31 protein-coding genes are annotated in these 24,679 nt (G+C 72.8%); 16 read left to right on the top strand and 15 right to left on the bottom strand.

Annotated elements, in window-relative coordinates; genetic code table 11:
- Positions 1 to 4 precede the first annotated feature (4 nt).
- The 3 genes from ACFUJ1_RS01985 (at position 5) to ACFUJ1_RS01975 (ending at position 2,149) form a co-directional block, all read left to right on the top strand.
- Positions 5 to 448 (top strand): hypothetical protein, encoded by a 444-nt coding sequence (locus ACFUJ1_RS01985; protein ID WP_378641450.1) that lies wholly within the window; start codon positions 5 to 7, stop codon positions 446 to 448.
- Complete coding sequence (locus ACFUJ1_RS01980; RefSeq protein ID WP_378641448.1) at positions 445 to 585, top strand: hypothetical protein; 141 nt, start codon at positions 445 to 447, stop codon at positions 583 to 585. The genes ACFUJ1_RS01985 and ACFUJ1_RS01980 overlap by 4 nt, the downstream gene beginning before the upstream one ends.
- Before the next feature lie 76 nt (positions 586 to 661).
- Positions 662 to 2,149: a Mur ligase family protein gene (locus ACFUJ1_RS01975; protein ID WP_378641446.1), complete on the top strand. Its 1,488-nt coding sequence runs from the start codon at positions 662 to 664 to the stop codon at positions 2,147 to 2,149.
- On the opposite strand, the gene ACFUJ1_RS01970 is transcribed toward ACFUJ1_RS01975, so the two are convergent.
- The 3 genes from ACFUJ1_RS01970 to ACFUJ1_RS01960 are packed head-to-tail and all read right to left on the bottom strand — an operon-like array spanning position 2,125 to position 4,605.
- The gene (locus ACFUJ1_RS01970; protein ID WP_378641444.1) at positions 2,125 to 2,931 is read right to left on the bottom strand and encodes an SDR family NAD(P)-dependent oxidoreductase; all 807 of its coding nucleotides are present in this window, start codon (positions 2,929 to 2,931) and stop codon (positions 2,125 to 2,127) included. The two genes, ACFUJ1_RS01975 and ACFUJ1_RS01970, sit on opposite strands and share 25 nt — an antisense overlap.
- Positions 2,928 to 3,596: a hypothetical protein gene (locus ACFUJ1_RS01965; RefSeq protein ID WP_378641442.1), complete on the bottom strand. Its 669-nt coding sequence runs from the start codon at positions 3,594 to 3,596 to the stop codon at positions 2,928 to 2,930. Before ACFUJ1_RS01965 ends, ACFUJ1_RS01970 begins: the two co-directional genes overlap by 4 nt.
- A gap of 22 nt (positions 3,597 to 3,618) precedes the next feature.
- Positions 3,619 to 4,605 carry an alpha/beta hydrolase fold domain-containing protein gene (locus ACFUJ1_RS01960; RefSeq protein WP_378641440.1) on the bottom strand — a complete coding sequence of 329 codons (987 nt, stop codon included), beginning with the start codon at positions 4,603 to 4,605 and terminating at the stop codon, positions 3,619 to 3,621.
- A 96-nt stretch (positions 4,606 to 4,701) separates the two neighbouring features.
- On the opposite strand from ACFUJ1_RS01960, the gene ACFUJ1_RS01955 reads away from it, so the two are divergent.
- Both ACFUJ1_RS01955 and ACFUJ1_RS01950 read left to right on the top strand, forming a co-directional pair.
- Positions 4,702 to 5,328 carry a TetR/AcrR family transcriptional regulator gene (locus ACFUJ1_RS01955; protein ID WP_378641438.1) on the top strand — a complete coding sequence of 209 codons (627 nt, stop codon included), beginning with the start codon at positions 4,702 to 4,704 and terminating at the stop codon, positions 5,326 to 5,328.
- 100 nt (positions 5,329 to 5,428) lie between these two features.
- Complete coding sequence (locus ACFUJ1_RS01950) at positions 5,429 to 6,931, top strand: flavin-containing monooxygenase (RefSeq protein WP_378641436.1); 1,503 nt, start codon at positions 5,429 to 5,431, stop codon at positions 6,929 to 6,931.
- Here ACFUJ1_RS01950 and ACFUJ1_RS01945 read toward each other — a convergent pair.
- Positions 6,922 to 7,590: an SGNH/GDSL hydrolase family protein gene (locus ACFUJ1_RS01945; RefSeq protein ID WP_378641434.1), complete on the bottom strand. Its 669-nt coding sequence runs from the start codon at positions 7,588 to 7,590 to the stop codon at positions 6,922 to 6,924. The two genes, ACFUJ1_RS01950 and ACFUJ1_RS01945, sit on opposite strands and share 10 nt — an antisense overlap.
- Positions 7,587 to 8,987 carry an MFS transporter gene (locus ACFUJ1_RS01940; RefSeq protein WP_378641432.1) on the bottom strand — a complete coding sequence of 467 codons (1,401 nt, stop codon included), beginning with the start codon at positions 8,985 to 8,987 and terminating at the stop codon, positions 7,587 to 7,589. The genes ACFUJ1_RS01945 and ACFUJ1_RS01940 overlap by 4 nt, the downstream gene beginning before the upstream one ends.
- 89 nt (positions 8,988 to 9,076) lie before the next feature.
- Between ACFUJ1_RS01940 and ACFUJ1_RS01935 the strand changes: the two genes are divergently transcribed.
- Together ACFUJ1_RS01935 and ACFUJ1_RS01930 are read left to right on the top strand one after the other, a co-directional pair.
- Complete coding sequence (locus tag ACFUJ1_RS01935) at positions 9,077 to 9,514, top strand: winged helix-turn-helix transcriptional regulator (protein ID WP_378641430.1); 438 nt, start codon at positions 9,077 to 9,079, stop codon at positions 9,512 to 9,514.
- A 138-nt stretch (positions 9,515 to 9,652) separates the two neighbouring features.
- Positions 9,653 to 10,309 (top strand): DUF3558 family protein, encoded by a 657-nt coding sequence (locus ACFUJ1_RS01930; RefSeq protein WP_378641428.1) that lies wholly within the window; start codon positions 9,653 to 9,655, stop codon positions 10,307 to 10,309.
- Between the two features lie 25 nt (positions 10,310 to 10,334).
- Here the strand turns inward: ACFUJ1_RS01930 and ACFUJ1_RS01925 are convergent, their stop codons facing one another.
- From ACFUJ1_RS01925 to ACFUJ1_RS01900, 6 genes are all read right to left on the bottom strand, one after another.
- Positions 10,335 to 11,180 carry an NAD(P)H-binding protein gene (locus ACFUJ1_RS01925; RefSeq protein WP_378641427.1) on the bottom strand — a complete coding sequence of 282 codons (846 nt, stop codon included), beginning with the start codon at positions 11,178 to 11,180 and terminating at the stop codon, positions 10,335 to 10,337.
- 92 nt (positions 11,181 to 11,272) lie between these two features.
- Positions 11,273 to 12,244 carry a TauD/TfdA dioxygenase family protein gene (locus ACFUJ1_RS01920; RefSeq protein ID WP_378641425.1) on the bottom strand — a complete coding sequence of 324 codons (972 nt, stop codon included), beginning with the start codon at positions 12,242 to 12,244 and terminating at the stop codon, positions 11,273 to 11,275.
- 13 nt (positions 12,245 to 12,257) lie between these two features.
- On the bottom strand, positions 12,258 to 13,436 hold the full coding sequence (locus ACFUJ1_RS01915; protein ID WP_378641424.1) for an acyl-CoA dehydrogenase family protein: 1,179 nt from the start codon (positions 13,434 to 13,436) through the stop codon (positions 12,258 to 12,260).
- Between the two features lie 142 nt (positions 13,437 to 13,578).
- Positions 13,579 to 14,091, bottom strand: a complete 513-nt coding sequence (locus ACFUJ1_RS01910) for an SRPBCC domain-containing protein (protein WP_378641422.1) — start codon at positions 14,089 to 14,091, stop codon at positions 13,579 to 13,581.
- A complete protein-coding gene (locus ACFUJ1_RS01905; protein WP_378641420.1) occupies positions 14,078 to 14,434 on the bottom strand; it encodes an ArsR/SmtB family transcription factor in 357 nt (118 codons plus the stop codon). Before ACFUJ1_RS01905 ends, ACFUJ1_RS01910 begins: the two co-directional genes overlap by 14 nt.
- Positions 14,424 to 14,855: an SRPBCC domain-containing protein gene (locus tag ACFUJ1_RS01900; RefSeq protein WP_378641418.1), complete on the bottom strand. Its 432-nt coding sequence runs from the start codon at positions 14,853 to 14,855 to the stop codon at positions 14,424 to 14,426. The genes ACFUJ1_RS01905 and ACFUJ1_RS01900 overlap by 11 nt, the downstream gene beginning before the upstream one ends.
- A gap of 171 nt (positions 14,856 to 15,026) precedes the next feature.
- Between ACFUJ1_RS01900 and ACFUJ1_RS01895 the strand changes: the two genes are divergently transcribed.
- The 4 genes from ACFUJ1_RS01895 to ACFUJ1_RS01880 all read left to right on the top strand — a co-directional run bounded on the left by ACFUJ1_RS01895 (position 15,027) and on the right by ACFUJ1_RS01880 (position 18,545).
- The gene (locus ACFUJ1_RS01895) at positions 15,027 to 16,808 is read left to right on the top strand and encodes an FAD-binding dehydrogenase (protein ID WP_378641416.1); all 1,782 of its coding nucleotides are present in this window, start codon (positions 15,027 to 15,029) and stop codon (positions 16,806 to 16,808) included.
- 33 nt (positions 16,809 to 16,841) lie between these two features.
- Positions 16,842 to 17,018, top strand: coding sequence for a hypothetical protein (locus tag ACFUJ1_RS01890; protein ID WP_378641415.1), 177 nt, complete (start codon positions 16,842 to 16,844; stop codon positions 17,016 to 17,018).
- 592 nt (positions 17,019 to 17,610) lie between these two features.
- Positions 17,611 to 18,138, top strand: coding sequence for a response regulator (locus ACFUJ1_RS01885; protein ID WP_378641414.1), 528 nt, complete (start codon positions 17,611 to 17,613; stop codon positions 18,136 to 18,138).
- 74 nt (positions 18,139 to 18,212) lie between these two features.
- On the top strand, positions 18,213 to 18,545 hold the full coding sequence (locus ACFUJ1_RS01880) for a hypothetical protein (protein WP_378641413.1): 333 nt from the start codon (positions 18,213 to 18,215) through the stop codon (positions 18,543 to 18,545).
- On the opposite strand, the gene ACFUJ1_RS01875 is transcribed toward ACFUJ1_RS01880, so the two are convergent.
- The 3 genes from ACFUJ1_RS01875 to ACFUJ1_RS01865 all read right to left on the bottom strand — a co-directional run bounded on the left by ACFUJ1_RS01875 (position 18,490) and on the right by ACFUJ1_RS01865 (position 20,403).
- Complete coding sequence (locus ACFUJ1_RS01875; RefSeq protein ID WP_378641412.1) at positions 18,490 to 19,788, bottom strand: RNA polymerase sigma factor; 1,299 nt, start codon at positions 19,786 to 19,788, stop codon at positions 18,490 to 18,492. The genes ACFUJ1_RS01880 and ACFUJ1_RS01875 overlap by 56 nt on opposite strands.
- Before the next feature lie 8 nt (positions 19,789 to 19,796).
- On the bottom strand, positions 19,797 to 20,168 hold the full coding sequence (locus ACFUJ1_RS01870) for a YciI family protein (protein WP_378641411.1): 372 nt from the start codon (positions 20,166 to 20,168) through the stop codon (positions 19,797 to 19,799).
- A gap of 103 nt (positions 20,169 to 20,271) precedes the next feature.
- The gene (locus ACFUJ1_RS01865) at positions 20,272 to 20,403 is read right to left on the bottom strand and encodes a hypothetical protein (RefSeq protein WP_378641409.1); all 132 of its coding nucleotides are present in this window, start codon (positions 20,401 to 20,403) and stop codon (positions 20,272 to 20,274) included.
- A 246-nt stretch (positions 20,404 to 20,649) separates the two neighbouring features.
- Between ACFUJ1_RS01865 and ACFUJ1_RS01860 the strand changes: the two genes are divergently transcribed.
- The 5 genes from ACFUJ1_RS01860 to ACFUJ1_RS01840 all read left to right on the top strand — a co-directional run bounded on the left by ACFUJ1_RS01860 (position 20,650) and on the right by ACFUJ1_RS01840 (position 23,698).
- Positions 20,650 to 20,967, top strand: coding sequence for a hypothetical protein (locus ACFUJ1_RS01860; RefSeq protein ID WP_378641407.1), 318 nt, complete (start codon positions 20,650 to 20,652; stop codon positions 20,965 to 20,967).
- Positions 20,922 to 21,356, top strand: coding sequence for a hypothetical protein (locus tag ACFUJ1_RS01855; RefSeq protein WP_378641405.1), 435 nt, complete (start codon positions 20,922 to 20,924; stop codon positions 21,354 to 21,356). The genes ACFUJ1_RS01860 and ACFUJ1_RS01855 overlap by 46 nt, the downstream gene beginning before the upstream one ends.
- A gap of 108 nt (positions 21,357 to 21,464) precedes the next feature.
- Positions 21,465 to 22,085: a hypothetical protein gene (locus tag ACFUJ1_RS01850; protein ID WP_378641403.1), complete on the top strand. Its 621-nt coding sequence runs from the start codon at positions 21,465 to 21,467 to the stop codon at positions 22,083 to 22,085.
- A gap of 154 nt (positions 22,086 to 22,239) precedes the next feature.
- Positions 22,240 to 23,082 (top strand): mycofactocin-coupled SDR family oxidoreductase, encoded by an 843-nt coding sequence (locus ACFUJ1_RS01845; RefSeq protein ID WP_378641401.1) that lies wholly within the window; start codon positions 22,240 to 22,242, stop codon positions 23,080 to 23,082.
- 1 nt (position 23,083) lies between these two features.
- Complete coding sequence (locus tag ACFUJ1_RS01840) at positions 23,084 to 23,698, top strand: PaaI family thioesterase (RefSeq protein WP_378641399.1); 615 nt, start codon at positions 23,084 to 23,086, stop codon at positions 23,696 to 23,698.
- Here ACFUJ1_RS01840 and ACFUJ1_RS01835 read toward each other — a convergent pair whose 3' ends face one another.
- A complete protein-coding gene (locus ACFUJ1_RS01835; RefSeq protein ID WP_378641397.1) occupies positions 23,699 to 24,673 on the bottom strand; it encodes an alpha/beta fold hydrolase in 975 nt (324 codons plus the stop codon). It abuts the gene before it with no gap.
- Between the last annotated feature and the right edge of the window lie 6 nt (positions 24,674 to 24,679).

Raw genomic sequence — 24,679 nt, 5'->3', positions numbered from 1 at the left:
GAGGATGTCCGTCCATGACCAGCACGCAGCTCCCGACGCCCGCGCACCGGCGGTGACGGCGGCCGGGCTCGTCCTCGACCCGGCCGCGCTGCGCCGCGCCGTCCGTACGGCCACCGCCGGCCGCTCCGGCCCCGCGCTCACCCGCGCCCGCGAGCGCGCACTCAGCGACTACGTCAACGGCGCCGCCGCGCACCTGCCGCCGGTGCGCTGGATGCGCGTGCACGACGCGCCGCCGGTGCTGGCCGCGCGCACCGACCGCTACCCGGACCCCGCCGACGTCGCCGCCCGCTGGGCCGCGGCGCTGCGCACCGCCCCGCCCGCCGCCGACCGGCTGCCCGGCGCGATGTCCGCGCAGTGCTGGACCCCGATCGGCATCCTGCGGGTCTGGTACCTCACCGACCGCAACGCCTACCTCACCTACTGGCGGCACCGGCGGGGCGAGCGGTGAGCCGCCTGCTCGCCGAGATCGGCGCGCTGGCGATGGGTGTCCTGACCACCGGTCTGGTCGTGATCCTGCGCAAACAGCTGATCCAGGCGGAGTCGGTGCTGGAGCGGTGGCGCGCGGCCGCCGATCCGGAGGAGTAGCCCGCCTCCCCGGGGTACTCCGCGCCGAACTACTCCCGAGGGCCCGCCGGGCTCTCGTGGCCGGAAGGAACGCCTGGTGCCCGTCACGCTCGCCGACATCGCCCGCGATCTGCGCTGCCCGCTCCCGCCGGGGGCCGGGGACGCACTCGTCACCGACGTCGCCGCCGACTCGCGGGCGGTCGAGCCGGGCACGCTGTGGTTCGCGCTGCCCGGGCAGCGGCACCACGGCCTCGACTTCGAGGAGCAGGCGCGGCGCCGCGGCGCGGTGGCGGTGGTCAGCGACCGGCCCGCGCGCACGCTGCCCACCCTGGTGGTCGCGGCGCCGCGGCCCGCGCTCGGCCCGCTGGCCGCCCGGCTGCACGGCGACCCCTCGCGGCGGCTGCCGGTCTTCGGGGTGACCGGCACCAACGGCAAGACCTCGACCACCTACCTGCTCGACGCGGGGCTGGCGGGCGCCGGAATCCGGCGCGGGCTGCTCGGCGGCATCGTCGCCCGGACCCCGGCGGGCTCGGAACCGGCGACCCGCACCACCCCGGAGGCCGATGTCATCGCCAGGCACCTGGCCCGCTGCGTCGCCGACGGCGCGGGCGCGGCGGTGCTCGAGGTGTCGTCGCACGGGCTCACCGAGCACCGGGTGGACGGCACGCACTTCGCCTGCGCCGCCTTCACCGGCCTCGCCCGCGACCACCTCGACCACCACGGCTCGATGGAGAGCTACTTCGCGGCCAAGGCCGCGCTCTTCCACCCCGCGCGCAGCGAGCGCGCGGTCGTCGCCGTCGACGACGCCTGGGGGCTGCGGCTGGCCGAGCGGGCGCTGCTGCCGACCGTCACCTGCACCACGACGCCGGGGGTCGCCGCGGACTGGCGGGCCACCGACATTCGCGCCGAGCTGACCGGAACCCGCTTCCGCGCGCACGGCCCGGCCTGCTCCTTCCCGGTGCGGTTGCGGCTGCTCGGCACCCACCAGGTGCGCAATGCCCTGACCGCGCTGGCCGTCCTGGCGGGCGCGGGAATCGACCCCGGGCTCGCCGCGGCCGGCATGGCCGGGCTCGGGGTGGTGCCGGGACGGCTCGAACGGGTCGACGCCGGGCAGGATTTCCTCGCCTTCGTCGACTACGCGCACAACGAGGACGGCCAGCGCGCGGTGCTCTCCTGGGCCAGGACCGCCACCGCGGGCAGGCTCATCGTGGTGATCGGCGCGACCGGCGACCGGGATGCCGGCAAGCGCGCGGCGCTCGGCCGGACCGCGGCGCACCGGGCCGACCTCGTCGTGGTCACCGACGAGAGCCCGGAGCACGAATCCGCGCCCGACCTGCGCCGCCAGGTGCTCGCCGGTGCCACCGGCGGCGCGACCGTCGAGATCGCCGACCGCGGCGCCGCCATCCGGCACGCCGTCGCCGCCGCCCGCCCCGGCGACCTCGTGCTGCTCGCGGGCCGCGGTGCCGACACCGTGCAGCGCTACGCCGCCGCGACCAGGCACTTCGACGACCGCGCCGAGTTGGCGGCGGCGCTGCGGGAGCGGCGCCGGGCACAGGGGCTTCAGCCCTCGATGCGGTCCAGGTAGGCGCGGCGCCGCCGCGCGTCGTACTGCCCGGGGTCGCGGCCGACGAAGCGGCGCTTCACCAGGCGCAGCGCCGCTTCGGGGATGCCCTGCTCGACCGTGCCCATCGGCGCCAGCCAGCGCGGAATCGTCACCTCGGCGCGCCGGTGCCGCACGGTGTCGGCGATCGCCTCGCCCACCTCATCGGGCTGCAGGGTGGGCTGCAGTGACAGGTTCACCCCCGAGGTGAGTTCGGTGTGCACCGCCGCGGGCATGACGGTGGTGACGCTCACCCCGGTGCCGTCCAGCTCGGCGCGGACCGCACGGGAGAGCGCGGCGACCGCGAACTTGGAGGCGCAGTACACCGCCGCGCCCGGCGTGGTCACCTTCGCCGCCATCGAGGCCACATTGACGATGTGGCCGCGCCCGCGCGCCACCATGCCGGGCAGCGCCAGGCTCATCCCGTTGACCACCCCGCCCACATTGATCGCCAGCTCGCGGTGGTGCCCCGCGAGATCCAGCTCCAGGTAGGGGGCGAGCCGCATGATGCCCGCGTTGTTCACCAGGATCTCCACCGGCCCGCTCGCCGCCGCGGCCGCCAGGAACGCGGCGAAACTCTCCGGGTCGGTGACGTCCAGCGGGGCCGCGTGCCCGCCGATCTCGGCCGCCGTCGCCTCCGCCGCGGCCACGTCGATATCGCCGATCCACACCCGGGCACCGCGCGCGGCCAGCGCGAGCGCGGTGGCCCGGCCGATTCCCCGTGCCCCGCCGGTGACGCAGGCGGTCGCGCCGTCGAGCCGGGTCATCGCCGCACCCCCGGCCGCGGCGCGCGCATGGCGAAGTAGCCGATCGCCCGGAGCTCACCGCCGGTCGAGCGCAGCTGGGCCCGGCCCAGGTACACCCCGGGCACCAGCTCGACGATCTCGTCCCTGACCCGTTCGATCGGCACCACGCGGCTACGCGGGTTGCCGAGCGCCGGGTCGGTGTAGGTCACCGCGACGACCTGGTTGTGCGGAGCCAGCACCGCCTTCTCGACCCGGTGCGTGAACCGGAAGCCGCGGTACCCGGTGCCGGTGCGTACCCAGCCCCGGTAGCCGGGGACGACGGCTTTCAGCGCGAGGTAGGCGGGCAGGTCGAGCCGGTTGGCGCCGGTGCCGGTGGCGGCGTCGAAACTCTTGCCGACCCAGCCGGGTTCGATCGCGACCACCGGGTTGAGCAGCGCCAGTCCGGGGATGCCGTGCAGTTTGCCGACGATGATGCCCTCGTAGTCGCCGTGCAGTTGTGGTGCGGTGCCCGCGGCGAAGAGCGCGTCGAGCAGCGCGCGGTCGTCGGCGGCGCTCGCCGCCAGCACGTGGTCCCAGCAGGCGAGGCGGGCGCGGGCGGGCGCCGTCGCGGTCAGTTCGCGGAGCTCGTCGAGCAGCGCCGCTGGATGGTCGCCGGTCTCGGTGGCGAGTGCGGTCGGGATGGTCACGGGATTCCCTTCGGGGGCGAGTTCAGGCCGCGGCGGTCGCGGCCGCGGGACGGATGTGCGCGCGGGCGAAGCGCGCGATCTCGGCGGTGAGCGCGCGGCTCTCCGGCAGATAGGGGAAGACGACCGGGAAGGCGTGGATCTGGCCGTACCAGAGGTGCAGCTCGCACGGCACGCCCGCCGCGGTCAGCCGCTCGGCCATGACCTCGGAGTCGAGCCGGAGGAACTCGTCGTCGCAGGCGGCGAGCAGCGTCGGGGGTAGTCCGGCCAGCACGCCGGAGACGGGGGAGAGGGTGAGGTCGACGTGGCCGTCGCGGGTGCAGCCCAGTTCGGCGATGCGCGGGAAGGCGGCGGTCGGGAGGTAGGCCTCGGTGGCGGCATTGCGGTGCGCGAGTTTGGTGGTCGGGTCCAGGTCGAGCCAGGGGCTGAGCGCGACCATCGCGGCCGGGGCCGGTAGCTGCGCGGTGGCGGCGGCGATCGCGGTGCTCAGCGCGAGGAAGCCGCCCGCCGAGTCGCCCGCGAAGACCACCGACCCCGGCGCGGCGCCCTGCTCGAGCAGCCAGCGGTAGGCGGCCAGGCAGTCGCGCACCGACTCCGGCACCGTCGCCTCCGGCAGGTACCGGTAGCGCACCTGGACCACCGGCAACCCCGTGGCCAGGGCGAGCTCGGCGGCGAAGCGGCGGTGCGTGTGCAGCCCGCCCGCGACGAAACCGCCACCGTGGAAATAGAGCAGCGCGCCCGCGCCGAACCCCTCCGCGACCCCGGCGGCGCGCACGACCGCGCCCCGCACCCCCTCGCCGCGCACCGGCTCGACCCGGACGGCGGTGCGCACCGGCAGCAGCCGCGCGCCGACATCGACCAGCGAACCGGCGCGCAGCGCGAGCGGCGAGATGGGCACCAGGCGCAGCACCGGGCGGACCAGTTCGCGCACCGCGGCGGTGGCGAGCCGGGAGCGCAGGCTGGGCCGGCGGCGGGCGCCGGCGCCGAAGTGGTGCCTGGCAGTGGGAGTCATGGCGTCGCCTCTCTGGCACGTCCGAAGAAGATGAAGCAAGCGTTTCATCTTGAAACGGCTGATGTCAATACTGCCCCGGGATGGGAGGATCGCCGCATGAGCTCTCCGAAGCTGTGGCGCGGGCAGACCCTGCGGGACCGCTCCCTGGATCGCCGCGAGCAGATGCTCGACGTCGGTGAGGAACTGCTCGGCACCGGCGGCGCCGCCGCGGTGACCACCCGCGCGGTCATGCGGCAGACGAACCTGAGCCCGCGCTACTTCTACGAAACCTTCGACACCCGCGAGGATCTCGTGATCGCGGTCTACGACCGGGTGGAGACGCGGCTCTTCGAGCGCATGCGCGGGGTCTCCACCGCGGCCGGGCTGCGCGCCGCCATCAGGGAGATCTTCGAGATCTGCGCGCGGTACTTCGAGGAGGATCCCGGCCGCGCCCGGATCCTGCTGCGCGAGCCGCTCGCCGACGACACCCTGCGCGCGCACAGCGCCGACCGCGCCCCCGCCTTCCTGCGGCTGCTCATCCCGATTCTCGGTGCGGAGGCGGGCGCGGTGGTCCCCGACGGCGACGAGGAGCTGGCGCTCGGCGCGGCCGCACTCGGCGGCAGCCTGGTCTCGCTGTACCTGGAGTGGACCGACGGGCGGCTCGCAGTCGGGCGCGACCGGCTCGCCGACGCCGCGGTGGCGGTGGTCTTCGCGGTGCTCGGGGCGGTGCGCGAGCAGGGCTGACGCGTCCGGCCCTTGACAGGGGCGGGCCACAAGTTGAAACATGCGCTTCATATTGAAGCGACCGTTACTGCTTGCTGTCCGCCCGGAAGGACCCGCGCCGATGACCACCGAATCCCGTCCCACCCCCGACCGAAACATCGTGATCATCGGCGCGGGCATCGCCGGGATCGGCATGGCGATCCTGCTGCGCCGCAACGGCATCGAGGATTTCACCGTGCTCGAGCGGGCAGGCGACATCGGGGGCGTCTGGCGCGACAACACCTACCCCGGCGTCGGCGCCGACGTGCCCTCCTTCAGTTACCAGTACTCCTTCGAGAAGAATCCGCACTGGTCACGGCTCTTTCCCAGGGGCGAGGAGATCAAGGCGTACCTGGACCACTGCGTGCGCAAGTACGACATCGCCCGGCACATCGAGTTCGGCGCCGAGGTGCTGGAGCGGCGCTGGGACGAGGGTGCGCGGCGCTGGCACCTGCGCACCGGCGACACCGAGTTCACCAGCCGCTACGTCATCAGCGCGCTCGGCCCGTTCGTGAACGCCCGCACCCCCGCGATCCCCGGGCTTGCCGAGTTCACCGGCGCCGTCATGCGGTCCCAGCACTGGGATCACGACCGCGACCTGACCGGGCTGCGGGTCGGCGTCGTCGGCACCGGCGCCAGCGCCGTGCAACTGGTGCCGCACGTCGCCGAGCGGGCGGCGCACCTGAGCGTGTTCCAGCGCCGCGCCATCCACGTGCTGCCCAAGCTGGACCTGCCCGTGCCGGAGCCGGTGCAGCGCGCGATCGCGGGTGTTCCCGGCGCGCAGCACGTGCTCCGCTACGCGTTCACCGCCCAGGTCGAGGCGCTGCTGGTCGCGGTCGCCGCCTACGGCCGCTCGGTCGCGCCGCTGGCCCGCGGGCTCTCGGCCACCAGCAGGGCGCTGCTGCACACCCAGGTGCGCGATCCCGGACTGCGCGAAAAACTCACGCCGGACTACGATTTCGGGTGCAAGCGCCCGAGCGTCTCCAACGCCTGGTACCGCACCTTCGCCAGGGACGACGTCGCGCTCGTCACCGACCCCATCGAGCGCGTCACCGCCACCGGCATCCGCACCGCGGACGGCACCGAGCACGACCTGGACGTCCTCGTGCTCGCCACCGGCTTCCACTTCGCGCACGAGCCGGTCAACTACCGGATCTCCCCGGTGCGCACCTCCGACGGCTTCGACCTGGCCGAGTTCTTCGAGCACGAGCCGCTGCAGTCCTACGAGGGCGTCAGCCTGCCGCAGCTGCCGAACGCCTTCTCGCTCTTCGGCCCCTACTCCTGGTCCGGCGGCTCGTACCACGTCATGGTCGAGACCCAGGCGGGCCACATCATCCGGGTGCTGCGGGAGGCCGAGCGCCGCGGCGCCGACCGGGTCGCCGTCCGGCCCGAGGCGAACGCGCGGTTCCTGGAGTTCGTCCGGGCCCGCGCCGCGAACTCGCTGCTCGCCATCAGCGACTGCGCCCCGGCGGGCAGCTACTACTTCGACCACCACGGCGACTTCAGCTCGCTGCGCCCGACCACCGGGCTGCAGGCCTGGTGGACCAGCCGCACCTTCCCGCTCGACGACTACCGCTACGCCTGACCCGTCGCCAGCGCCCGCACCAGCAGGCTCGCGATCACCGCCTGCCCGGTCGTGGCGAAGTGGATGCCGTCCGCGCTGATCAGGTCGGGGCGGTCGTTGAGCGGGTGCGCCCAGCAGTCGGCGACGGCCGCGCCGTGCTCCCCGGCCAGGGCGCGGGTGAGGTCGTTGAGCCGGGCGACGCGGTCGGCGAAGTCCGGGAACGCGGGGATCAGGAAGGCCCGGCCGAGGGTGAAGACGCTCAGCCGGGCGCCGGTGCCGCGCGCCCAGGCGTACATGGCGCCGAGATCGTCCTCTATCCGGTGCCAGTCGGGGGTGCGGCGGATGATGTCGTTCGCGCCGCTGTTCAGGTGCAGCAGGTCGGGTTCGAAAGCCTCGATGTGCTCGGTCTGCTCGTTCAGCGCCTGCGCGGTGGTGACGCCGACCCGCGCCGTGTTGAGGTACGCGAGGTCCGGCCTGGTCAGCCGGAGTGCGCGCTCGACCCGGCCCGGCCAGCCGAGGTCCTCGTACCCCGGGGTGGCGTCGCCGACGCCGAGCGAGAGGCTGTCGCCGAAGACGCCGAACCGGCGCCACGGGGCGGCCGCGAGCAGTGCCGCGGCGGCGTCGGGGGCGAGCACGTCGGGGTCGGCGGCCTCGGTCGCCGCCAGGAATCGCGCGGTCATCGGCTCGCCACCCGCTCCGGCCGGATGCCGAGCGCGGTCACCGCGCCCGCAAGGACGAGTACCGTGATGAAGATCCAGCCCTGCCGGAAGCCGGTGCCCGCGTGCAGCTCGGCCCGGCTGCCGAGGATCGTCACCAGTGCGGCGACGCCGAGCGCGTTCCCGGCCTGGCGCGCGGTATTGACCACCGCGCTCCCCGTCGCGGTGTCCGCGGGGGGCAGCCCGGCGACGGCGGCGCCGATCACGGTCGGCATGGCGATCCCGATCCCGGCGCCGATCACGATCCACCCGGGCAGGATGCCGGTGGCGTACTCCACCCCGCCGCCGAGCGCCAGCAGCGCCGAGCCGAGCCCGAACACCGCCAGCCCGGCCGCCACCACGTACCCGGGCGGCACCCCCGCGGCCACGCGCTGGGTGAGCGCCGCGAAGAGCGGAACGGCCAGCGGGCCCGGCAGCAGGGCGAGCCCGGCCCCGAGCGGGCCGTACCCGGCGGCGTTCTCCAGCCACAGCGCCACGCTCAGGAAGACCGCGCTGAACGCGCCGGTGAAGAGCAGGATCATCAGGTTGGCGACGCCGAACCCGGGCGCGCGGAACAGCTTCGGCGGAATCACCGGCGCCGGGTGGACGCGGACCCGGTGGACCAGCAGCGCGACGGCGAGCGCCGCGACCGCCGCCGTCAGCAGCATCCGGGGCGAGCCCCAGCCCCACTCCTCGGCCCGCACCAGCCCGAACGACACGCCACCGACCGCGACCGCGATGGCCAGCGCGCCGACCGGGTCGGGAATGCGCGTCCGCGCGGACGGCGTCGACGGCGGAAGCAGCCGCGCGGCCAGTACCAGCGCGACCAGTCCGACGGGCAGGTTGAGCAGGAACGCCCACCGCCACGAGGCCTCCGCCAGCAGCCCGCCGATCACCGGGCCGAGCGCGCCGGCGAACGAGGAGCTGGTGGCCCAGATCCGCACCGCGCCGGCCCGGCGATCCTCCGGCAGCACCTCGAGGATCAGTCCGAGGCCGGCCGGGGTCAGTACCGCAGCGCCGATCGCCTGGAGCACCCTGAAGCCGATCAGTACGCCCAGCGTCGGCGCGACCGCGCAGCCGAGCCCGGCGAGCGTGAACAGCCCGAGCCCGACGAGGAAGCCCAGCTTGCGCCCGTACCGATCGCAGAGGCTGCCCGCGGGCACCAGACAGGCCGCGTACACCACGATGTACGCGGTCAGGACCCAGCTGAGCGCGGCGAGCGAGGAGCCGGGGTAACTCGTCCCGATCGAGGTGAAGGCCACGTTCACGATGAACAGGTCGAGCATCGTCATGAACGCGGCGGCGCACAGCAGTGCGATGGTCCCGGTGGCGGCCTCGGGGGCTACCTGTCCGGTGCGGGGTCGTGAATCCGTAGGGGGCACAGCCACTCCCAGTGAGTTGGAAAAGCGAACTCACTTATCGTGGGGGAGTGGGTTTGAAAAAGCAACCCACTGGGGTGGAGAATGGGGTCATGCCAGCGGCACCTGCCGGGAAGACCCCGCGCGACTGCACGATCGCCGACGCCCTCGAGGTCGTCGGCGATCGCTGGAGCCTGCTGATCGTGCGCGAGCTCTTCTACGCCCAGCAGCGCTTCACCGAGGTCGTGCGCAACACCGGGGCGCCGCGCGATATCGCGACCGCCCGGCTGCGCAAGCTCGTCGAGCACGGGGTCATCGCCCGCGAGCAGTACAGCGCGCGGCCCGCCCGCTACGCCTACCGGCTGACCGAGTCCGGGCGCGCCCTCGCGCCGGTGCTGCTCGCGCTCAAGCGGTGGGGGCACGAGTACGTGCGCGACGGTGCGGATCCGGTGCGGTTCGACCACAGCTGCGGGCACGAGTTCGTGGGCGCGCTGCACTGCTCCGCCTGCGGAGAGTCGTTCGAGTCGGGATCGCTGACGCTGCATTCCTGAATTCCCGTTGCGCGCTGTAACGGGGATGGGCATCGGGGCGACAGTGAACATGAGTGTTCGTGAACCGCGAGTGCTCGGACGGTCTGTCGAAAACCATTGCGGAAGCGCTGCTTTCGCGTGGGAGCGAGGGGGAGAGTCATGCGGAAGTTCAGCAGGGGGCTGGTGTTCGGGATCGTGGCGCCGGTCCTGGTCGTGACCGGGTGCACCGCCGAGGAGGGGAGTGCCGGGGCGCCGGCGGCGAGCAGTGCCTCGACAACGTCGTCGACCGCCCCGGCGCCGGGCGGCTCGGACCCGGTCGACGCCCCGGAAGTCCCCGCTCCGGACCCGGTCGACGCTCCGGAAACCCCCGCTCCGGACCCCGGCGGCTCGGATCGGCCCGCGTCGACCCCACCCTGGGACCCCTGCGTCATCTCCGACGCCGACCTCATCGCCCAGGGCTACCGCCCCGACAGCGAAACCGCAACCACCGGCCCCGGCGCCGCCGACCTCAACTGCCGCTGGCAATTGTCCACCGGCGCATCCGAACTGACGATCGTCTCGGTCCGGTGGTCGATCGACGGCTGGCGGGAGACCGGCCGCTACGTCGACTTCACCCCGGTCACCGTCGCCGACCGCCAGGCCTACCGCTACCGGGCGGCACAGGACTCGAACCGGATCGGCTGCTACATCGGCTTCCCGGCCCCTGGCGGCGGCACCATCGCCTTCGTCATCCGCAACCTGCGATCCGACGGCGTCGAGGAGCCCTGCGCCACGGCGACCCGGGTCAGCGGTGCGTTCGCCGGCTACCTGCCCTGAGTGCGGGGCCGGTCGAGAACCGCCGCTATCGGCCGGGCGTCGAAGGGTTGGTGACGGCAGGCTCCCGGAAGCGCTCCGCGTGCTCGTCCACCCACTGGTCGAAGGTCAGGGCCGGCCGACCGGTCACTCGCTCGACGGTGTCGACGACGGTCCTGGAGGCGGCATCGGACGCGGAGTACCAGCCGACCACGTACTCCGCATCGTCCCGGGACACACCGCGGGCGGTGAGCCGGTCGACGGCCTGCCGGTGCGTGATCGGAACGAAGGCGAGATCCCGGCCCAGGGCGCGGGCCAGGATCGCGAGCCGCTCCCGCGGCGTCAGCGACTGCGGTCCGGTGAGGTTGTAGGCGCGTCCCGCGTGACCACCGTCGAGCAGCGCCACCGCCGCAACGGCCCCGATGTCGGCCTCGTGCACCAGCGCACTGGGAAAGTCGTACGGCTCGCGAACGACGCCCTCGCCCCGCACGGCGTCGACCCAGGTCAGCGTATTCGACATGAACTCCTGCGGCTCCAGCCGCGTCCACTCCACACCGGAGTCCGCCACGGCCCGCTCGACCGGCCCGACCGCACCGCCCCACACCACGGTGATGCGCCGCACGCCCGCCGCGACCGCCCGCCGGACCAGCTCGGGACCGACCTCGGCAAGCCCGGCCGTCACGGTGACATGCAGGCGACTGACCCCGTCGAGCGCCGCCCCCAGCGTCTCCGGCGCGGTGTGCGTGCCCGCCACCACCTCAACCTCCGGCGGGAACAGCCGCGCGGCCGCAGCGGGATTCCGGGTCAGCGCCCGGACCCGCTCCCCTCGGCGCGCCAGCTCGCGCACCACATGCCTGCCGGTATTGCCGGTGGCACCGGTAACCAGTGTCGTCATCGTCGAACTCCTGTCGTCGTCGACGACGCTAGGAGCTCAACCGAACTCGAGGTCAAGGGGCAGGCCCCGAGTCCGGGCGGTGCGGGCCGCGCTCAGGCGGCGAAGAGCTCCAGGCGGGGCGAGGGCTGGATGTCGCTGTAGTGCGCGGCATCGCCCTTGACGACCCGGCTGACGGTACCGTTGACGTCCACCGGCACGTCTCCGGCGAGCGTGATCCGGTGCAGCTCGCGCTCCTGGTTCCCGTAGTCGGCGATGCCGTAGTGCTGGGTGGCCCGATTGTCCCAGATCGCGATGTCGCCGAGCCGCCAGTTCCACCGGAACGTGTTCTCCAGCTTGATGATCCGCGCCTGCAACAGCTGGTACAGCGAGTGGAACTCGGCGTTCGAGAGCCCGGTGAAGCTCTTGGCGAAGTGGCCGAGCAGCAGCGAGCGCTCGCCGGTCTCCGGGTGCACGCGGACGACGGGGTGCACCGTCTCGTACTCGGTGCTGGTGAACTCCTGGTAGTTGGCGGGGGTGGTGCGCCCGGAGGTGCTGGTCTGGGCCGCGTAGTCGTAGAGGTTGCTGTGCGTCGCCCACAGCTCCTCGGTGAGCGCGCGCAGCGCGGGCGGCAGCTGCTCGTAGGCGGCGACGGTCGAGGCCCAGGTGGTGGCGCCGCCGTAGCCGGGAAGGGTGACGGCCCGCAGGATCGAGGCCTTGGGGATGCGGTCGACGAAGGTGACGTCGGTGTGCCAGCTGTTGGCGGCGCCGTCGATGGTGAGCAGTTTGGCGCCCTTGGAGGTCAGCGTCGGGTGCGGCTCGGTGGGCGTGCCGAGCAGCTCGGCGAAGGCGTACTGGGATTCGTCGTCGAGCTGGTGCTGGCCGTCGAAGACGACGACCTTGTTGATGGCGAGCGCCAGCCGGATCGCCTCGACCCGCTCGGCGGGCAGGTCGCCGCCGAGCCGGACGGCGCCGATCCGCGCGCCGATGTGCTCACCGAGCTTCTCGACGGTGATCCCGCCCTGCCGGTAGATCTCCGCGGCGCCGGCTTCGCGGTCGGCCCCGATGTCGTTCTGCGCGAGTGTCATTGTCCTGATCTCCTCATTCGCCGAGCAGGAAGTTGCCGATGTATTCGCGGACGCTGTCGCTGCTCGGCGGGTGGAAACTGCCCGCGCGCACGTCCCGGTAGAGCCGCTCCAGCTCGTTGCGGCGGTGGATGGAGCCGCCGCCGCCGATCTCCAGCGCGATGTCCACGACGTCGCGCGCCGTGCGGGTGCCGTTCTCCTTGACCGCGAACAGCGCGAGCAGCAGCCGGTCGCCGAGGTCGTCGCCGCGGGCCAGCCGCTCGGTGATGTGGTCGAGGTGCGCGGTGGCCGCCTCCAGCGCCAGCTCGGCCTCGGCCGCGTGGTACTGCACGAACGGCTTCCCGCCGACCGGGCGGTTGCCGAGGCTCAGCACGTTCCTGGTCCGCGCCTGCTCCAGCGCCACGTCGGCGGCCCGCCTTGCGATGCCGAGGTAGATGTTGACCAGCGCCGGGATCGCCCACGGCAGGATCGAGGCGATGAACGGGCCTGGATTGTCGCCCTTGTCGTAGACGTCGGCCACGTGCTCGGTGGCCACGAACACGTCGGTCAGCACGGTGTCGTGGCTGGCGGTGGCCCGCACGCCGAGCGTGTCCCAGGTCTCGACCGTGCGGACACCCTCGCTGGTCCGCGGGACGAAGGCGTGAACGATGCGCGGCCGCTCCGGGTCGCTGTCGTCGCGGGCGTGGATGCCGAGCCAGTCCCAGGCGGGCGAGAGCGAGGTGAAGATCTTGTGGCCGTTGATCAGGTAGCCGCCCTCCACCGGCACGGCGGTGGTGGTGGAGTCCTCGATGGCGAGGTCGTTGCCGCGCTCACCGTGCCCGGAGGCGATCACCCTGCCCGCGACGACCTCGTGCGCCAGCCAGTCCAGCGAGCTGTCGCCCGCGGCGATCCGGTCGGCCAGCGGACCGGTCCAGTACAGGTGCATGTTCACGCCGAGCGCGGTGGCGGGCGCCCAGTACGCGAGCGCCCGCTGCGCCCGGTTGAACTGCGGCAGCGTCCACCCGAGCCCGCCGTGGCTCACCGGGATCGCCGCGCGCAGGTATCCGATCGCCCTGAGCTCGTCCAGGTCCTCGGCGAAGAAGCGGTTCTCGCGGTCGTACTCCGGCGCGCGCTCGTGGAAGCCGCGCAGCAGCGCCTCGGGCAGCACGCCCGGCTCGAGCGCCTCCTGGATCGGTGGAGCGGCGAGATCTGTCATGGCGCACTTGTCCCCTCGTCTTGCGTCACCCGTCCGCGAGCGACGTGGCAGAAGTCGACGGTAGGAGGCGGCGGTGCGGGGCGGAAGGAATCGAGTCAGCGCGAGTGCAACGGTGGGCGCGGCTCCATTGCGGGTCAATGCATTACGCGCCGCCCCCGAGACCGAGGAGTTCGATGTTGCCGTGCTTGGCCGCCTCGGTCTCGATGGTGGACTCGCGCCGGAACGGGTCACCCGCTCCCGTCGTGATCAGGTTGTACAGGCTGTTCGTGAGGTAGCCGCCCCACGCGTTCGCGCACACCTCGTAGCACTCGCCCGCGGGGTGCAGGCCGGCGTGGGTGAAGCGGATCTCGGTGCGGCCGTCGCGCTCGGCGAGGTCGAAGACCACGTCGGTGTCCTCCCACTCCGCGGTGTCCGCGACGAAGGACAGGTACGAGTCGGTGACGTGCCAGACCAGGCGCTCGCCGGGCACGGACTCGGTGGTGGTCATGGTGCAGCGGTGCACGTCGGGCACCTCGAAGCGGTAGCTGTCGCCCACCGTCCCGGTGCTGCCGACGATGGTCTCCGACCACCAGCCGCGCACGTCGGCGATCGCCGCGAAAGCCTGCTCGGGGGTGGCGTCGACGGTGATGGTGACGGTGAAATCAGCTGTGCTCATGGGGATTTCCTTCCTGACGGTCCAGATGGTCGCGGAGCGCGGCGAGCGGGCCGTCCCAGTCCCGCGCCAGCGCGGCGAGGAACTGCTGGGCCACCCGCATCGGCGCGGAGTCGAGGCGGTAGCGGACGCGGCGGCGCTCGCCGGGCTCGGCGATCACCAGCCCCGCCTCCGCGAGCAGGGCGAGGTGCTTGGCGATCGCCTGCCTGGTGATGGGGAGCCGGTCGGCGAGGCCGGTCGCGGTGGCGGGGCCGTCCGCGGCGAGGGTGGCGAGGATCGAGCGCCTGCTCGGGTCGGCGAGCGCGGTGAAGACCCGCTCGGCGGTGGCCTCGGGTTCAGGCCGCATCGAGGTACCGGTCGAGTTCGGCGAGCTCCTTGGCCCAGCCGTCGGTGTTGCCGTCGAACGCGACCCGGTGCGCGTCGTCGGTGAGCTGCGCGAACCCGGTCTCCACCACGGTGAGCCTGGTACCGGACCCGGCCGGTTCCAGGGTGAACTCGACGTAGGTGCGGCGCGGGTCGTCCGCAGGCAGGCCGTGGATGTGCCAGGTGAAGCCGAAGACCGACGGCTCCTCGACCCGCTCCACCCGCAGGTGCTCGGTGTGCTCGCCCGACCAGGTGAGCTGCGCGGCGCCACCGGGGCGCAGGTCGATGCTCGCGCTGTCGCCGAACCAGCCGCCGAGCCCATCGGCCGTGGTGACCGCCGCCCAGACGGTGGCGGGCGGCTGGGTGAGGTCGATGGTGCGGACGATGCGATCGGGAAAGCTCATGCCGTGCTCCTCTATAGCAACCAGTTGATTGCCATCGACGATATTGCAACCTTCTGGTTGCGTCAAGGTGTGTGCCGATTCGGTCAGGTGACCAGTTGGGTGGTTGTCGCCCGTGGATCGGGCTCCCTACCATCCGGTAACCGGATCCCTGCCATCGAGGACAGTGCGACGATGCCTTCTCACCCTGGCGACAGCGGAATCACCCGCCGCGGCCTGCTCGGCGGCGCGGCGGCCGCCACCACCCTCGCCGCGCTCGGCCCGAACCCGGCCTGGGCCGCACCGGGCGGCGGTGACGCGGACGCCATCGTCGTCGGCGCCGGACTGGCGGGGCTCGTCGCCACCAGCGAGCTCGTCGCCGCGGGGCGCCGCGTGCTGCTGCTCGACCAGGAGCCGGAGGCGAGCCTGGGCGGGCAGGCGTTCTGGTCGCTGGGCGGGCTCTTCCTCGTCGGTTCGGTGGAGCAGAAGGTCGCCGGGATCAGGGACTCCTTCGAGCTGGCGCGCGCGGACTGGTTCCGCACGGCCGGGTTCGACCGCGGGGTCGGCGACCCGCTCGGCGAGGACCACTGGGCTGCCCGCTGGGCCGAGGCCTACCTGCACTTCGCCGCCGAGGAGAAGCAGGCGTGGCTCTTCCGGGAGGGCGTGCGCTGGGTGCCGATCGTCGGCTGGGCCGAGCGCGGCGAGGGGCCGCAGACCCCGGGCAACTCGGTGCCGCGCTTCCACATCACGCTCGGCACCGGGCCGGGGGTGGTGAAGCCGTTCGAGCGCAAGGTGCGGCAGGCGCCGGAGCGGCTGCTCACCTTCGCGTTCCGGCACCGGGTGGACGAACTGGTCAGCACCGGCGGCGCGATCTCCGGGGTGCGCGGCAGCATCCTGGAGCCGAGCGGCGCCGCGCGCGGCACGCCGAGCTCCCGCACCGAGGTCGGCGAGTTCGAGCTGCGCGCCCCGATCGTCATCGTGACCTCCGGCGGTATCGGCGCGAATCACGAACTGGTGCGGCGTAATTGGCCGGCCCGGCTCGGCGCCCCGCCCGCCCGGCTCAGCACCGGGGTGCCCGCGCACGTCGACGGGCGAATGCTCGGCATCGCCGAGGCGGCGGGCGCGCGGCTGGTGAACCGGGACCGCATGTGGCACTACACCGAGGGCATCGTCAACCCGTCGCCGATCTGGCCCGGACACGGGATCCGGGTGCTGGCCGCGCCGTCCTCGATGTGGTTCGACGCCACCGGCAGGCGGTTTCCGAGTCCGGGCATCCCCAGCGTCGACACCCTCGGCACGCTCGAGCTGATCACCGCGACCGGCTACGACTACTCCTGGTTCGTGCTCAACAAGCGGATCGTCGACAAGGAGTTCGTGCTGTCCGGCTCCGAGCAGAACCCCGAGCTGACCGCCGAGGACCTCGTCGGCTACCTCGCCATGCGCGCCTTCAACGACACCCCGCCGCCGGTGCGGAACTTCCTGGACCGGGGCGAGGACTTCGTCATCGCCGATACGCTCCCGGAACTGGTCGCCGGGATGAACCGGCTCACCGGCACCGACCTCATCGCCCTCGACGCCCTGCGGACGCAGATCGCCGCGCGGGACGCCGAGATCGGCAACCCGGCGAGCACCGACCCCGGCATCGTCGCGCTGCGCCGCTCCCGCGCCTACATCGGCGACAGCCTCGCCCGCACCACCGAGCCGCACCGCCTGCTCGACCCCGCGGCCGGGCCGCTCATCGCCATCCGGATGAACATCCTCACCAGGAAGACCCTCGGCGGGCTGCAGACCGACCTCTCCGGGCGGGTGCTCGACGCCGCGGGCGCCCCGATCCCCGGGCTGTACGCGGCGGGCGAGGCGGCCGGATTCGGCGGCGGGGGAGTGCACGGGTACCGCGCGCTGGAGGGCACCTTCCTCGGCGGCTGCCTGTTCTCCGGGCGCGAGGCGGGGCGCGCCGCCGCCCGTGAAAGTGCCTGACCCGGACGGTGTCCGCGACCGTATGATCGGCGCATGACGACAGTGGGTTTTCTCCTTCTGATCGCGGCGATCCTGCTCGCCGTCGTGCTGCTCATCGGGTTCATCGCCTACGTCGCGGGACGCTCGAAGGACACGTCGGACTCGGGGGAGTGGTCGGCGGGCGACGGCGACTGGTCGGATGCCGGTGGCGACTCGGGCGGCGGTTCCTGACGGCCCGTTCGAGGGCCGACGTGGGTGCGGCCCAACGGTTTCGGGGGATAGGGCGTTGCGCGCTGCGGGGTCGGCTGTAGCATGGCCGCCGATGGGGCTCGTGCCGCCGGTACGGGTCGCATCATCTCGGATACCGAGCTGCCGAGACCTTCGGGTCTCGGCAGTCTCCGGTCTAGCTCGAGACATGTACACATTGCGCTATGCGCATCAGACGGTTTGTCGAACCGGCGACAAACCGGGTCGAAAGAAGCGGGGAGGGCGGCAGACGGTATGCGACGGAGTTCGGTGCACGATGCGGGGGTTCGGTGTGCTCCGGGTGCCGGGTCGGGACGCGGCGGCGGGCTGCCGGGGCAACAGTCGGCGAACCGCGGCGACCAGCAGTTTTGTCCGGAAGAGATCTCGGTCCGGTCTCGGCCACCGCGACCAGGCGACGGTCGGGTAACAGCTTGGCCCCGTACCGATTTCGATCGGCCCCGTCCGTTGCTCGACCGCGCCGCCGTATTGCCGCCCCGGACCGCGCGGCCTACGGTCGAACCCCACAGTTCGTGATCACGGCGAAGCTCGCCGTATCGGGGTCCCCGGGGAGTTCGCGATGGGTCAGAAACCTAGGCCGACGACGGCGCCGCCGGGGCGGGCGCGCCCGGTGTGCCTGCGGGACTACTGGGCGAGCCCGGCGCGGGTGCTGCTCGTCGAGGACGATCCGGCGACCGCGGAGATGATCTCCATCGTGCTCGCCGGCCAGAGCCTGATCGTCGACCACCTCGCGGCGGGCGCACAGGCCGCCGCCTACGCGCAGAAGCACCGGCCGGGGCTGATCCTGCTCGACCTCATGCTCACCGATCTGCACGGGGTCGCGGTGTGCCGGGCGCTGCGCGCGGTCTGCGCGACGCCGATCGTGATCGTCTCCGCCACCCGCGAGGAGCCGGTGATCGCGGCGGCCATGGCGGCGGGCGCGCACGACTACCTGCCCAAGCCGTTCGCCGTGCACGACCTGCTCGCGCACGTCGACACCCACCTGCCGCCCACCTCGGCGCCGCTGCCGATCACCCTTCCCGGGCCGCGGTCGGCGGCGTCCTCGCTGGTCGGCGCGGTGACTGCCGGGCAGCGCGCGGTTCGCTGATCCGAAAGCTGGTTCCGGACAGCAGGATTGTCCTACGCTGTACGGACTGGGGGACGGAACGACCCGGGAGAACGATGGCCACCCTCGAACAGCGCTATACCGATCTCGTCGAGGCCATCGAGGGGCTCCCGACGGTGCCTGACCCGAGCAGCCTCGCCGACCTGCGCGAACAGCACGCCGAGCTCGACGCCGGGTGCAGGCGCAGCACCCTCACCGCGCACGAGCGGCACCGCCTGCGCCGCGCCAGCCTGGAGGCCGATCGGCTGCTCGAGGAGGCGGAGGCGAGGGCGCGCACCGCGGCGCCGTCCGGCTACCCCGTCGCCACCGGCGGCGGGCTGAGCGCGGACACCATCACCGACCTGCGGGCGGCGCTGGATCGCTACCACGATCGGGGCCGGTTCCACTAGCGAGGCAGCTCCGGGCCCGCTCGAGCAGCAGGGTGCGCTCGGCGGTGTTGCCGGTCATGGCGGCGGCGCGCTCGAACTGCGCCCTTGCCTCGGCGGGGTGCCCGAGCGTGCGCAGCAGGTCGCCGCGGACGGCGGGGAGCAGGTGGTAGCCGCGCAGCGCGGGCAGCTCGGCGAGTTCGTCGACCAGCACGAGCGCGGCCGCCGGGTTCCCGGTTCGCGCCACGGCAACGGCCCGGTTCAGCGCGACCACCGGCGAGCCGGTGAGCGCGCCGAGCTCGGCGTAGAGCGCGGCGATCCGGTGCCAGTCGGTGGCCGCCATGTCCGGTGCGCGGGCATGGCAGGCGGCGATCCTGGCCTGCAGCACGTAGGAGCCGGTGCCGCCGAGGCCGTCCGCCCGGCGCAGCGCGCCCTCGGCGTGCGTGATGAGCAGCCGGTCCCAGCGGGCGCGGTCCTGGCGGTCGAGCGGCACCGGGGCACCGTCGGCGCCGGTGCGGGCGCGCAGCCGGGAGCCCTGGAACTCCATGAGCGCCACCAGGCCGTGCGGCTCCGGCTCGCCGGAGGCGAGCGCGGCGAGCATCCGGCCCAGCCGCATGGCCTCCGCGCAGAGCTCGGCCCTGGTCCAGGAGTCGCCCCCGGTGGCGGCGTACCCCTCGTTGAAGATCAGGTAGACGACCTCGAGCACCGAGCCGAGCCGGGCGTCCAGCTCCGCCCCCGCCGGAACCTCGAACGGCACGCCCGCGTCCGAGAGCGTCTTCTTGGCCCGGGAGATCCGCTGCCCGACGGTGGCCGAGGGGACGAGGAAGGCGCGGGCGATCTCGCCGGTGGAGAGCCCGGCAACGGTCCGGAGCGTGAGCGCGACCCTGGCGTCGCGGCCGAGCAGCGGGTGGCAGGCGGTGAACATGAGCCGCAGGATGTCGTCGCCGACCTGCCGGTCGAGGTCGAGCGCGGCGATCGGGTCGATCCCGTCGGGGAGGTCGCGGGCGAGCAGTGCGAGCTTGCGGCGCAGGGTGGCGCGGCGGCGGACCGCGTCGACCGCGCGCCTGCGGGCGACGGCGAGCAGCCAGGCGCCCGGCTTGGCCGGGACGCCGCTGCGCGGCCACTGCTCCAGCGCCGCGAGCAGCGCGTCCTGGGCCAGGTCCTCGGCCAGATCCAGGTCACCGACGGTGCGGGCGAGGACGGCGGTCACCTGCGCGGCCTCGATCCGCCAGACCGCGGCGACGGTGCGCCGCGTCGCACTGCTCACCCGCGGCCCTACGCCTCGGCCGCCAGGCCGGCGAAGTCCTCGGGGCCGTAGAACGGCCGCACCTCGACCACGCCGCCGCGGATCGGGGCCCGGCGCACCCACTCCAGCGCCTCCTCGAGCGAGGAGACCTCCCAGATCTGGTAGCCGGCGATCAGCTCCTTGGTCTCGGCGAACGGGCCGTCGAGCACCGCCGAGCCGCCGTCCTCGTCGAAGCTCACCCGCTTGCCCGCCGAACTCGGCTTCAGGCCGTCACCGGCGAGGACGATGCCCGCCCTGGTGAGCTCCTCGGTGTAGGCCTCCATGGCGGCGAACTCCGCCGCGGTGGGCGGGATGCCCTGCTCGGTGGCCTCGGTCGCCTTACCCAGCACCATGACGCGCATATCGTCGCTCCTTCGTCTCGCCGGGCCGACCCACCGTGCGCGGACCGTTCCAACCCTGGCTCACCTCTCCGTCGATCGGCAACCCGGGTTTTCGACACGGCGGTCAGAGGGTGCGGCGGCGGGCGCAGACGGTGCGGTGGATCGCGGCGAGCCCGGCGTCGGTATCCGCCTCGACCCACTCCTCGAAGGCGAGGTGCAGGGCGATCTGCGCGATCTGCGCGATCTGCGCGATCATCCGCAGCCGGGCACGGTCCGCGGGGGAGCATCGGCCGTCGAGCGGGGCCAGCGAGCGCAGGGTGCAGTCCGCGTGCCTGGCGACGGCGCACTGTGGCCGAGCCGCGCAAGGCGAACCTAGACTACGTCTCGGTGCCGCTGGCCGCGCTCGGCTTCGGTGGGCTGGTGTACGGGCTGAGCAGCATCGGCGAGTCGGCATTCGGGCACGCTCCGGTGCCGCCCTGGGTCTCGCTCGCTGTCGGGTGCGGTGGCGCTGGTGCTCTTCGTGGGGCGGCAGTTGACGCTGGTCGAGCGCGGGCGGGCGCTGCTCGACCTGCGCACCTTCGCGATCGGGCCGTTCCGGCTGGCGGTGGCGCTGATGGGCAGCCTCATGCTGACGCTGTTCGGCGCGCTCATCGTGGTGCCCATCCACCTGCAGAACGTGCTCGGCAAGGACGTGCTCACCACCGGGCTGGTCCTGCTGCCCGGCGGGCTGGTGATGGGGTTGCTCGCGCCGTTCGTCGGCGCGCTCTTCGACCGGTGGGGCGCGCGCGGCCGCTGGTGCTGCCCGGCACCATCGCGCTGAGCGCGGGCGTGTGGGTGCCGGCGATGCTGGACGAGCACTCCGCCATCGGGCTGGTGATCACCGCGCACGTGATCGTCAGCGCCGGGATCAGCTGCGGGCTCACCCCGCTCATGACCTCGGCGCTAGGCGCCCTCCCGCCCGAGTGGTACTCGCACGGCAACGCGACGGTGAGCACGGTGCAGCAGGTGGCGGGGGCCGCGGGGACCGCACTGTTCATCACGATGATGACGCGCGGGACCGAGTCGGCAGAAAGTCGCGGTCGAGTCGGGCCGGTCCGCGCGGGGCTGGTAGTGGAGTGCGTCAGTAGGCATGTTCGCGGTCCGTCCGCAGGTATTGATGAGCGGGCCGCCCGGAGTTCGTCGGCAAGTTCGTCCGCAGTCGCATCGTAATCGCACACGGCTGAAATCGGGTCGGCCGGACAACCGACACAAAACCTTCCGTCGGGCTGCCTATCATTGGCCTCAATGTGTTAGGTCCGGTAGCACCGGGAGGCGTTTATGTCACTGCTCGCTGCTTTCGGGGCGCTGGAAACAAGGGACAAAGTGACGACCGTCCTGACGTTCGTCACGATTGTCATCAGCATCGCGGCATTCGTGATCGCGATCCGGTCGCAGCGCGTCTCGGAGGATGCTCTCCAGGTCTCCAGATACGAGGCCGCCAGTGTGTATCGAGTTACGATGCAGTATCGGTGGAAAGACGGGAAGGGGAATCACTCGGCTCGTCTGGAAGGCGAGGACGTAAGCCGGATATCTGTAGGCCAGTTCCTGAACAGCAATTCCTGGCTCCAGGTCGAGGTCGCCAATGTTTCGAATCGGCTGGACACCGTGCTCGATCTGGGGCTGGTAACCGATAGTGAAGAGGCGAGCGGATACTGGATCAATAACGAGGAATATGCGATACCGGAGTATTGCGCGGAGGATACGGACGCGCACCGTGATGTGAAGTGCTTTTCCTACCCGGTGCTCATCTCGGTCGGCAATTCTGTCAAATTCCTCTGGCATCTTCCGTACTGGGGGCAACGTCTGATCGATGAGGGAGGCGTTTCGCCCGTTTCGGTAGGGATCGTCAGCAGGAGTGGTACCGACGTCTTCGCCACCAATCTCGTCGTGGAGAAGTGACGAGAGTTTCCGGAGATCGTGGACCCGAGGTGCCGGCGCCGGGAACCGTGCCCGTGCTCCGTTGTCTTGACTGCCGGATGGACATCCGTCTAATTTCAGGGTCGTACCGCGGTGGCTCCGGCCGCTCGCCCGAGACGATGATCGAGGTCCTGCGATGGGTGATCCGACCGAGCCGCTACTGGGCAGGGCCGCGCTGGTGACGGGCGCGGCGCGCGGGCAGGGCCGCGCGCACGCCGTTCGCCTGGCCGAGCTTGGCGCCGACCTGATCGTGGCCGACGTGTGCGCGCCGATCTCGCCCACCGTCACCTACCCCGCCCCCACCGCGGACGACCTGGCCGAGACCGCGCGGCTGGTCGAGGCGACCGGGCGCAAGGTGCTGAGCAGGGTCGTCGACATCAGGGACCTGGCCGCGCAGCAGCAGCTGGTCGCCGACGGGGTCGCGCTCTTCGGGCGGCTCGACGTGCTGGTCGCCAACGCGGGCATCCTGAGCTGGGGCAGGCTCTGGGAGCTGAGCGAGGAGCACTGGGACCGCGTCGTCGAGGTCAACCTCTCCGGCACCTGGCGCACCGTGCGGGCCGCGGTACCCGCCATGATCGAGGCGGGCAACGGCGGCTCGATCATCATCGTGAGCTCGTCGGCCGGGCTCAAGGCGACTCCGGGCAACGGCCACTACGCCGCCGCCAAGCACGGGCTGGTCGCGCTGACCAACACGCTCGCGCTGGAGGCGGGGGAGTACGGCATCCGGGTCAACTCCATCCACCCGTACTCGGTGGACACCCCGATGATCCAGCCCGACGCCATGCTGGAGCTCTTCGGCAAGCACCCGTCCTTCCTGCACAGCTTCCCGCCGGTGCCGCTGAAGCTGGCCTCGGACGGGCAGAGCGGGTTCATGCCCGCCGAGGACGTCGCCGAGGTGGTCGGCTGGCTGGCGGGTCCCGGGTCGGGGCCGCTCACCGGGGTACAGATCCCGGTCGACGGCGGCGCGCTCAAGTACTGACGTGTTCACCTTCGAGGACGTCGAGAGCGCCGAGATCGACCGGCGGGCCGCCGTGTACGGCCCGCTCGCCGACGCCGTGCGCGAACTCGTCGACGCCACCATCCGCAGCACCGCCGCCGAGCCGGAGATCCGCGCGGCCGAGGCCGCGATCCGCGAGGTCACCGCGCGGCTGCGCCGCGACCAACTCCCCGGCAGCTTCGGCATCAGCTACAACGGGAGCGGCGACTCCATGCCGTGGGGCAATGCCGCGATCGGGCTGCGCAACGCCATCGCGCCGCCGCTGCAGATCGAGCCGGACCCGGACGGCGGCTACCGCTGCGACGTCGTGCTCGGCGCCGCCTACGAGGGCCCGCCCGGCCACGTGCACGGCGGCGTCTGCGCCCTCGTGCTCGACCACATCGCCGGCGTCGCCGCCTCCGACGGGGTGCGCGCCACCTCCACCGGCACGCTCACCCTGCGCTACCGCCGCGGCACCCCGCTCGGGCCCCTGCGCGCCAGGGCGAGGGCCGAGCGCACCGAGGGGCTGAAGACCTTCGTCACCGCGACGCTCGGCGATGCCGCCGGCGTCACCGTCGAGGCCGAGGGGATCTTCATCGTGCCGAGCTGGGCCCGCTGATCACGGCCGCGCGCCGATGAATTCGGCGATGTCGGCGGCTATCCGGTCCGGGTACTCGCCGTTGAGCGCGTGCGAGGCATCCGGGTAGACGCGCACGGTGCCGCCGGGCAGCGCGCGCTCGGCGGTCGCGGCGGCGGTCGCGGGGTCGTGCATGACCGAGCGGCCCGCGATGATCGCCAGCACCGGCGGGCGCAGGCCGGCCAGCCGGTCCTCGGCGATCCGGGTCGGGGCGGGGAGTTCGAGGCGGTAGTGCCGCATGCCCGCCTCGATCATGGCGGCGACCGGCTCGTCCTCGACGGGGGCGCCGCCCGCGGTGTAGGAGTTGAAGCCGTCCCGCCAGGACTTCGGCAGCCAGGGCAGCGCGGCGGGCAGTGAGCGGACGATCGTGCCGAGTGGCAGGTCGTCGAAGACCTGCACCGGGTCGATCAGGGTGAGCGTGGCGATGTGCGCCGGGTCGTGCAGGGCGAGGTTGACCGCGGTCCAGCCGCCGATGGAGAGCCCGACCAGGTGGAAGGCGTCCTCGGGGAGCGCCGCGAGGGTCTCGTGCAGCCAGGCGGCCTGATCTGCGTCGTCGGTGATCGGGCGCTCCTGGATGCTCAGGCCCGGCTCGCCGAGCAGGTCGACGGTGTAGACGTCGCCGAGTTCGAGCAGCCCGGGCAGGTCGGCGGCCCAGACCGGGGTGGCCGAGGCGCGGCCGGGCAGCAGCAGGAACGGGCGGGCCGCCGGGCGCTCACCGGCGAAGCGATAGACCCGGACCAGGCCGTAGCCGGTGCGGATGTCGAGGGTGCGCGCCGGAGCCGGAAGCGCGGCGAAGGCGGTGTCGTAGGCGGCGCGGAACCGGTCCTGACCGGCGGCGTCGTCCCAGTGCCCGATCGGGGCGGGGGTACGCACCAGCAGGGCGATGCCCGCTGCGGCGATGGTCACGGTGACGACGGTATTGCGGATCCGGCGCCTGGACTTCTCGGAGACGGTCACGGGGTG

Source organism: Nocardia sp. NPDC057227, assembly GCF_042669725.1.
Classification (GTDB): Bacteria; Actinomycetota; Actinomycetes; order Mycobacteriales; family Mycobacteriaceae; genus Nocardia; species Nocardia asteroides_A.
The sequence above is the reverse complement of the archived record's forward strand: the minus strand, read 5'-3'. Positions and strand labels throughout refer to the sequence as shown.

Bases quoted from the DNA above. Each gene is read 5' to 3' on its own strand.
- ACFUJ1_RS01985 (WP_378641450.1), top strand. From the start codon at position 5: ATGTCCGTCCATGACCAGCACGCAGCTCCCGACGCCCGCGCACCGGCG.
- ACFUJ1_RS01970 (WP_378641444.1), bottom strand. From the start codon at position 2,931: ATGACCCGGCTCGACGGCGCGACCGCCTGCGTCACCGGCGGGGCACGG.
- ACFUJ1_RS01960 (WP_378641440.1), bottom strand. From the start codon at position 4,605: ATGACTCCCACTGCCAGGCACCACTTCGGCGCCGGCGCCCGCCGCCGG.
- ACFUJ1_RS01955 (WP_378641438.1), top strand. From the start codon at position 4,702: ATGAGCTCTCCGAAGCTGTGGCGCGGGCAGACCCTGCGGGACCGCTCC.
- ACFUJ1_RS01950 (WP_378641436.1), top strand. From the start codon at position 5,429: ATGACCACCGAATCCCGTCCCACCCCCGACCGAAACATCGTGATCATC.
- ACFUJ1_RS01945 (WP_378641434.1), bottom strand. From the start codon at position 7,590: ATGACCGCGCGATTCCTGGCGGCGACCGAGGCCGCCGACCCCGACGTG.
- ACFUJ1_RS01935 (WP_378641430.1), top strand. From the start codon at position 9,077: ATGCCAGCGGCACCTGCCGGGAAGACCCCGCGCGACTGCACGATCGCC.
- ACFUJ1_RS01930 (WP_378641428.1), top strand. From the start codon at position 9,653: ATGCGGAAGTTCAGCAGGGGGCTGGTGTTCGGGATCGTGGCGCCGGTC.
- ACFUJ1_RS01925 (WP_378641427.1), bottom strand. From the start codon at position 11,180: ATGACGACACTGGTTACCGGTGCCACCGGCAATACCGGCAGGCATGTG.
- ACFUJ1_RS01920 (WP_378641425.1), bottom strand. From the start codon at position 12,244: ATGACACTCGCGCAGAACGACATCGGGGCCGACCGCGAAGCCGGCGCC.
- ACFUJ1_RS01915 (WP_378641424.1), bottom strand. From the start codon at position 13,436: ATGACAGATCTCGCCGCTCCACCGATCCAGGAGGCGCTCGAGCCGGGC.
- ACFUJ1_RS01910 (WP_378641422.1), bottom strand. From the start codon at position 14,091: ATGAGCACAGCTGATTTCACCGTCACCATCACCGTCGACGCCACCCCC.
- ACFUJ1_RS01905 (WP_378641420.1), bottom strand. From the start codon at position 14,434: ATGCGGCCTGAACCCGAGGCCACCGCCGAGCGGGTCTTCACCGCGCTC.
- ACFUJ1_RS01900 (WP_378641418.1), bottom strand. From the start codon at position 14,855: ATGAGCTTTCCCGATCGCATCGTCCGCACCATCGACCTCACCCAGCCG.
- ACFUJ1_RS01895 (WP_378641416.1), top strand. From the start codon at position 15,027: ATGCCTTCTCACCCTGGCGACAGCGGAATCACCCGCCGCGGCCTGCTC.
- ACFUJ1_RS01890 (WP_378641415.1), top strand. From the start codon at position 16,842: ATGACGACAGTGGGTTTTCTCCTTCTGATCGCGGCGATCCTGCTCGCC.
- ACFUJ1_RS01885 (WP_378641414.1), top strand. From the start codon at position 17,611: ATGGGTCAGAAACCTAGGCCGACGACGGCGCCGCCGGGGCGGGCGCGC.
- ACFUJ1_RS01880 (WP_378641413.1), top strand. From the start codon at position 18,213: ATGGCCACCCTCGAACAGCGCTATACCGATCTCGTCGAGGCCATCGAG.
- ACFUJ1_RS01870 (WP_378641411.1), bottom strand. From the start codon at position 20,168: ATGCGCGTCATGGTGCTGGGTAAGGCGACCGAGGCCACCGAGCAGGGC.
- ACFUJ1_RS01865 (WP_378641409.1), bottom strand. From the start codon at position 20,403: ATGATCGCGCAGATCGCGCAGATCGCGCAGATCGCCCTGCACCTCGCC.
- ACFUJ1_RS01850 (WP_378641403.1), top strand. From the start codon at position 21,465: ATGTCACTGCTCGCTGCTTTCGGGGCGCTGGAAACAAGGGACAAAGTG.
- ACFUJ1_RS01845 (WP_378641401.1), top strand. From the start codon at position 22,240: ATGGGTGATCCGACCGAGCCGCTACTGGGCAGGGCCGCGCTGGTGACG.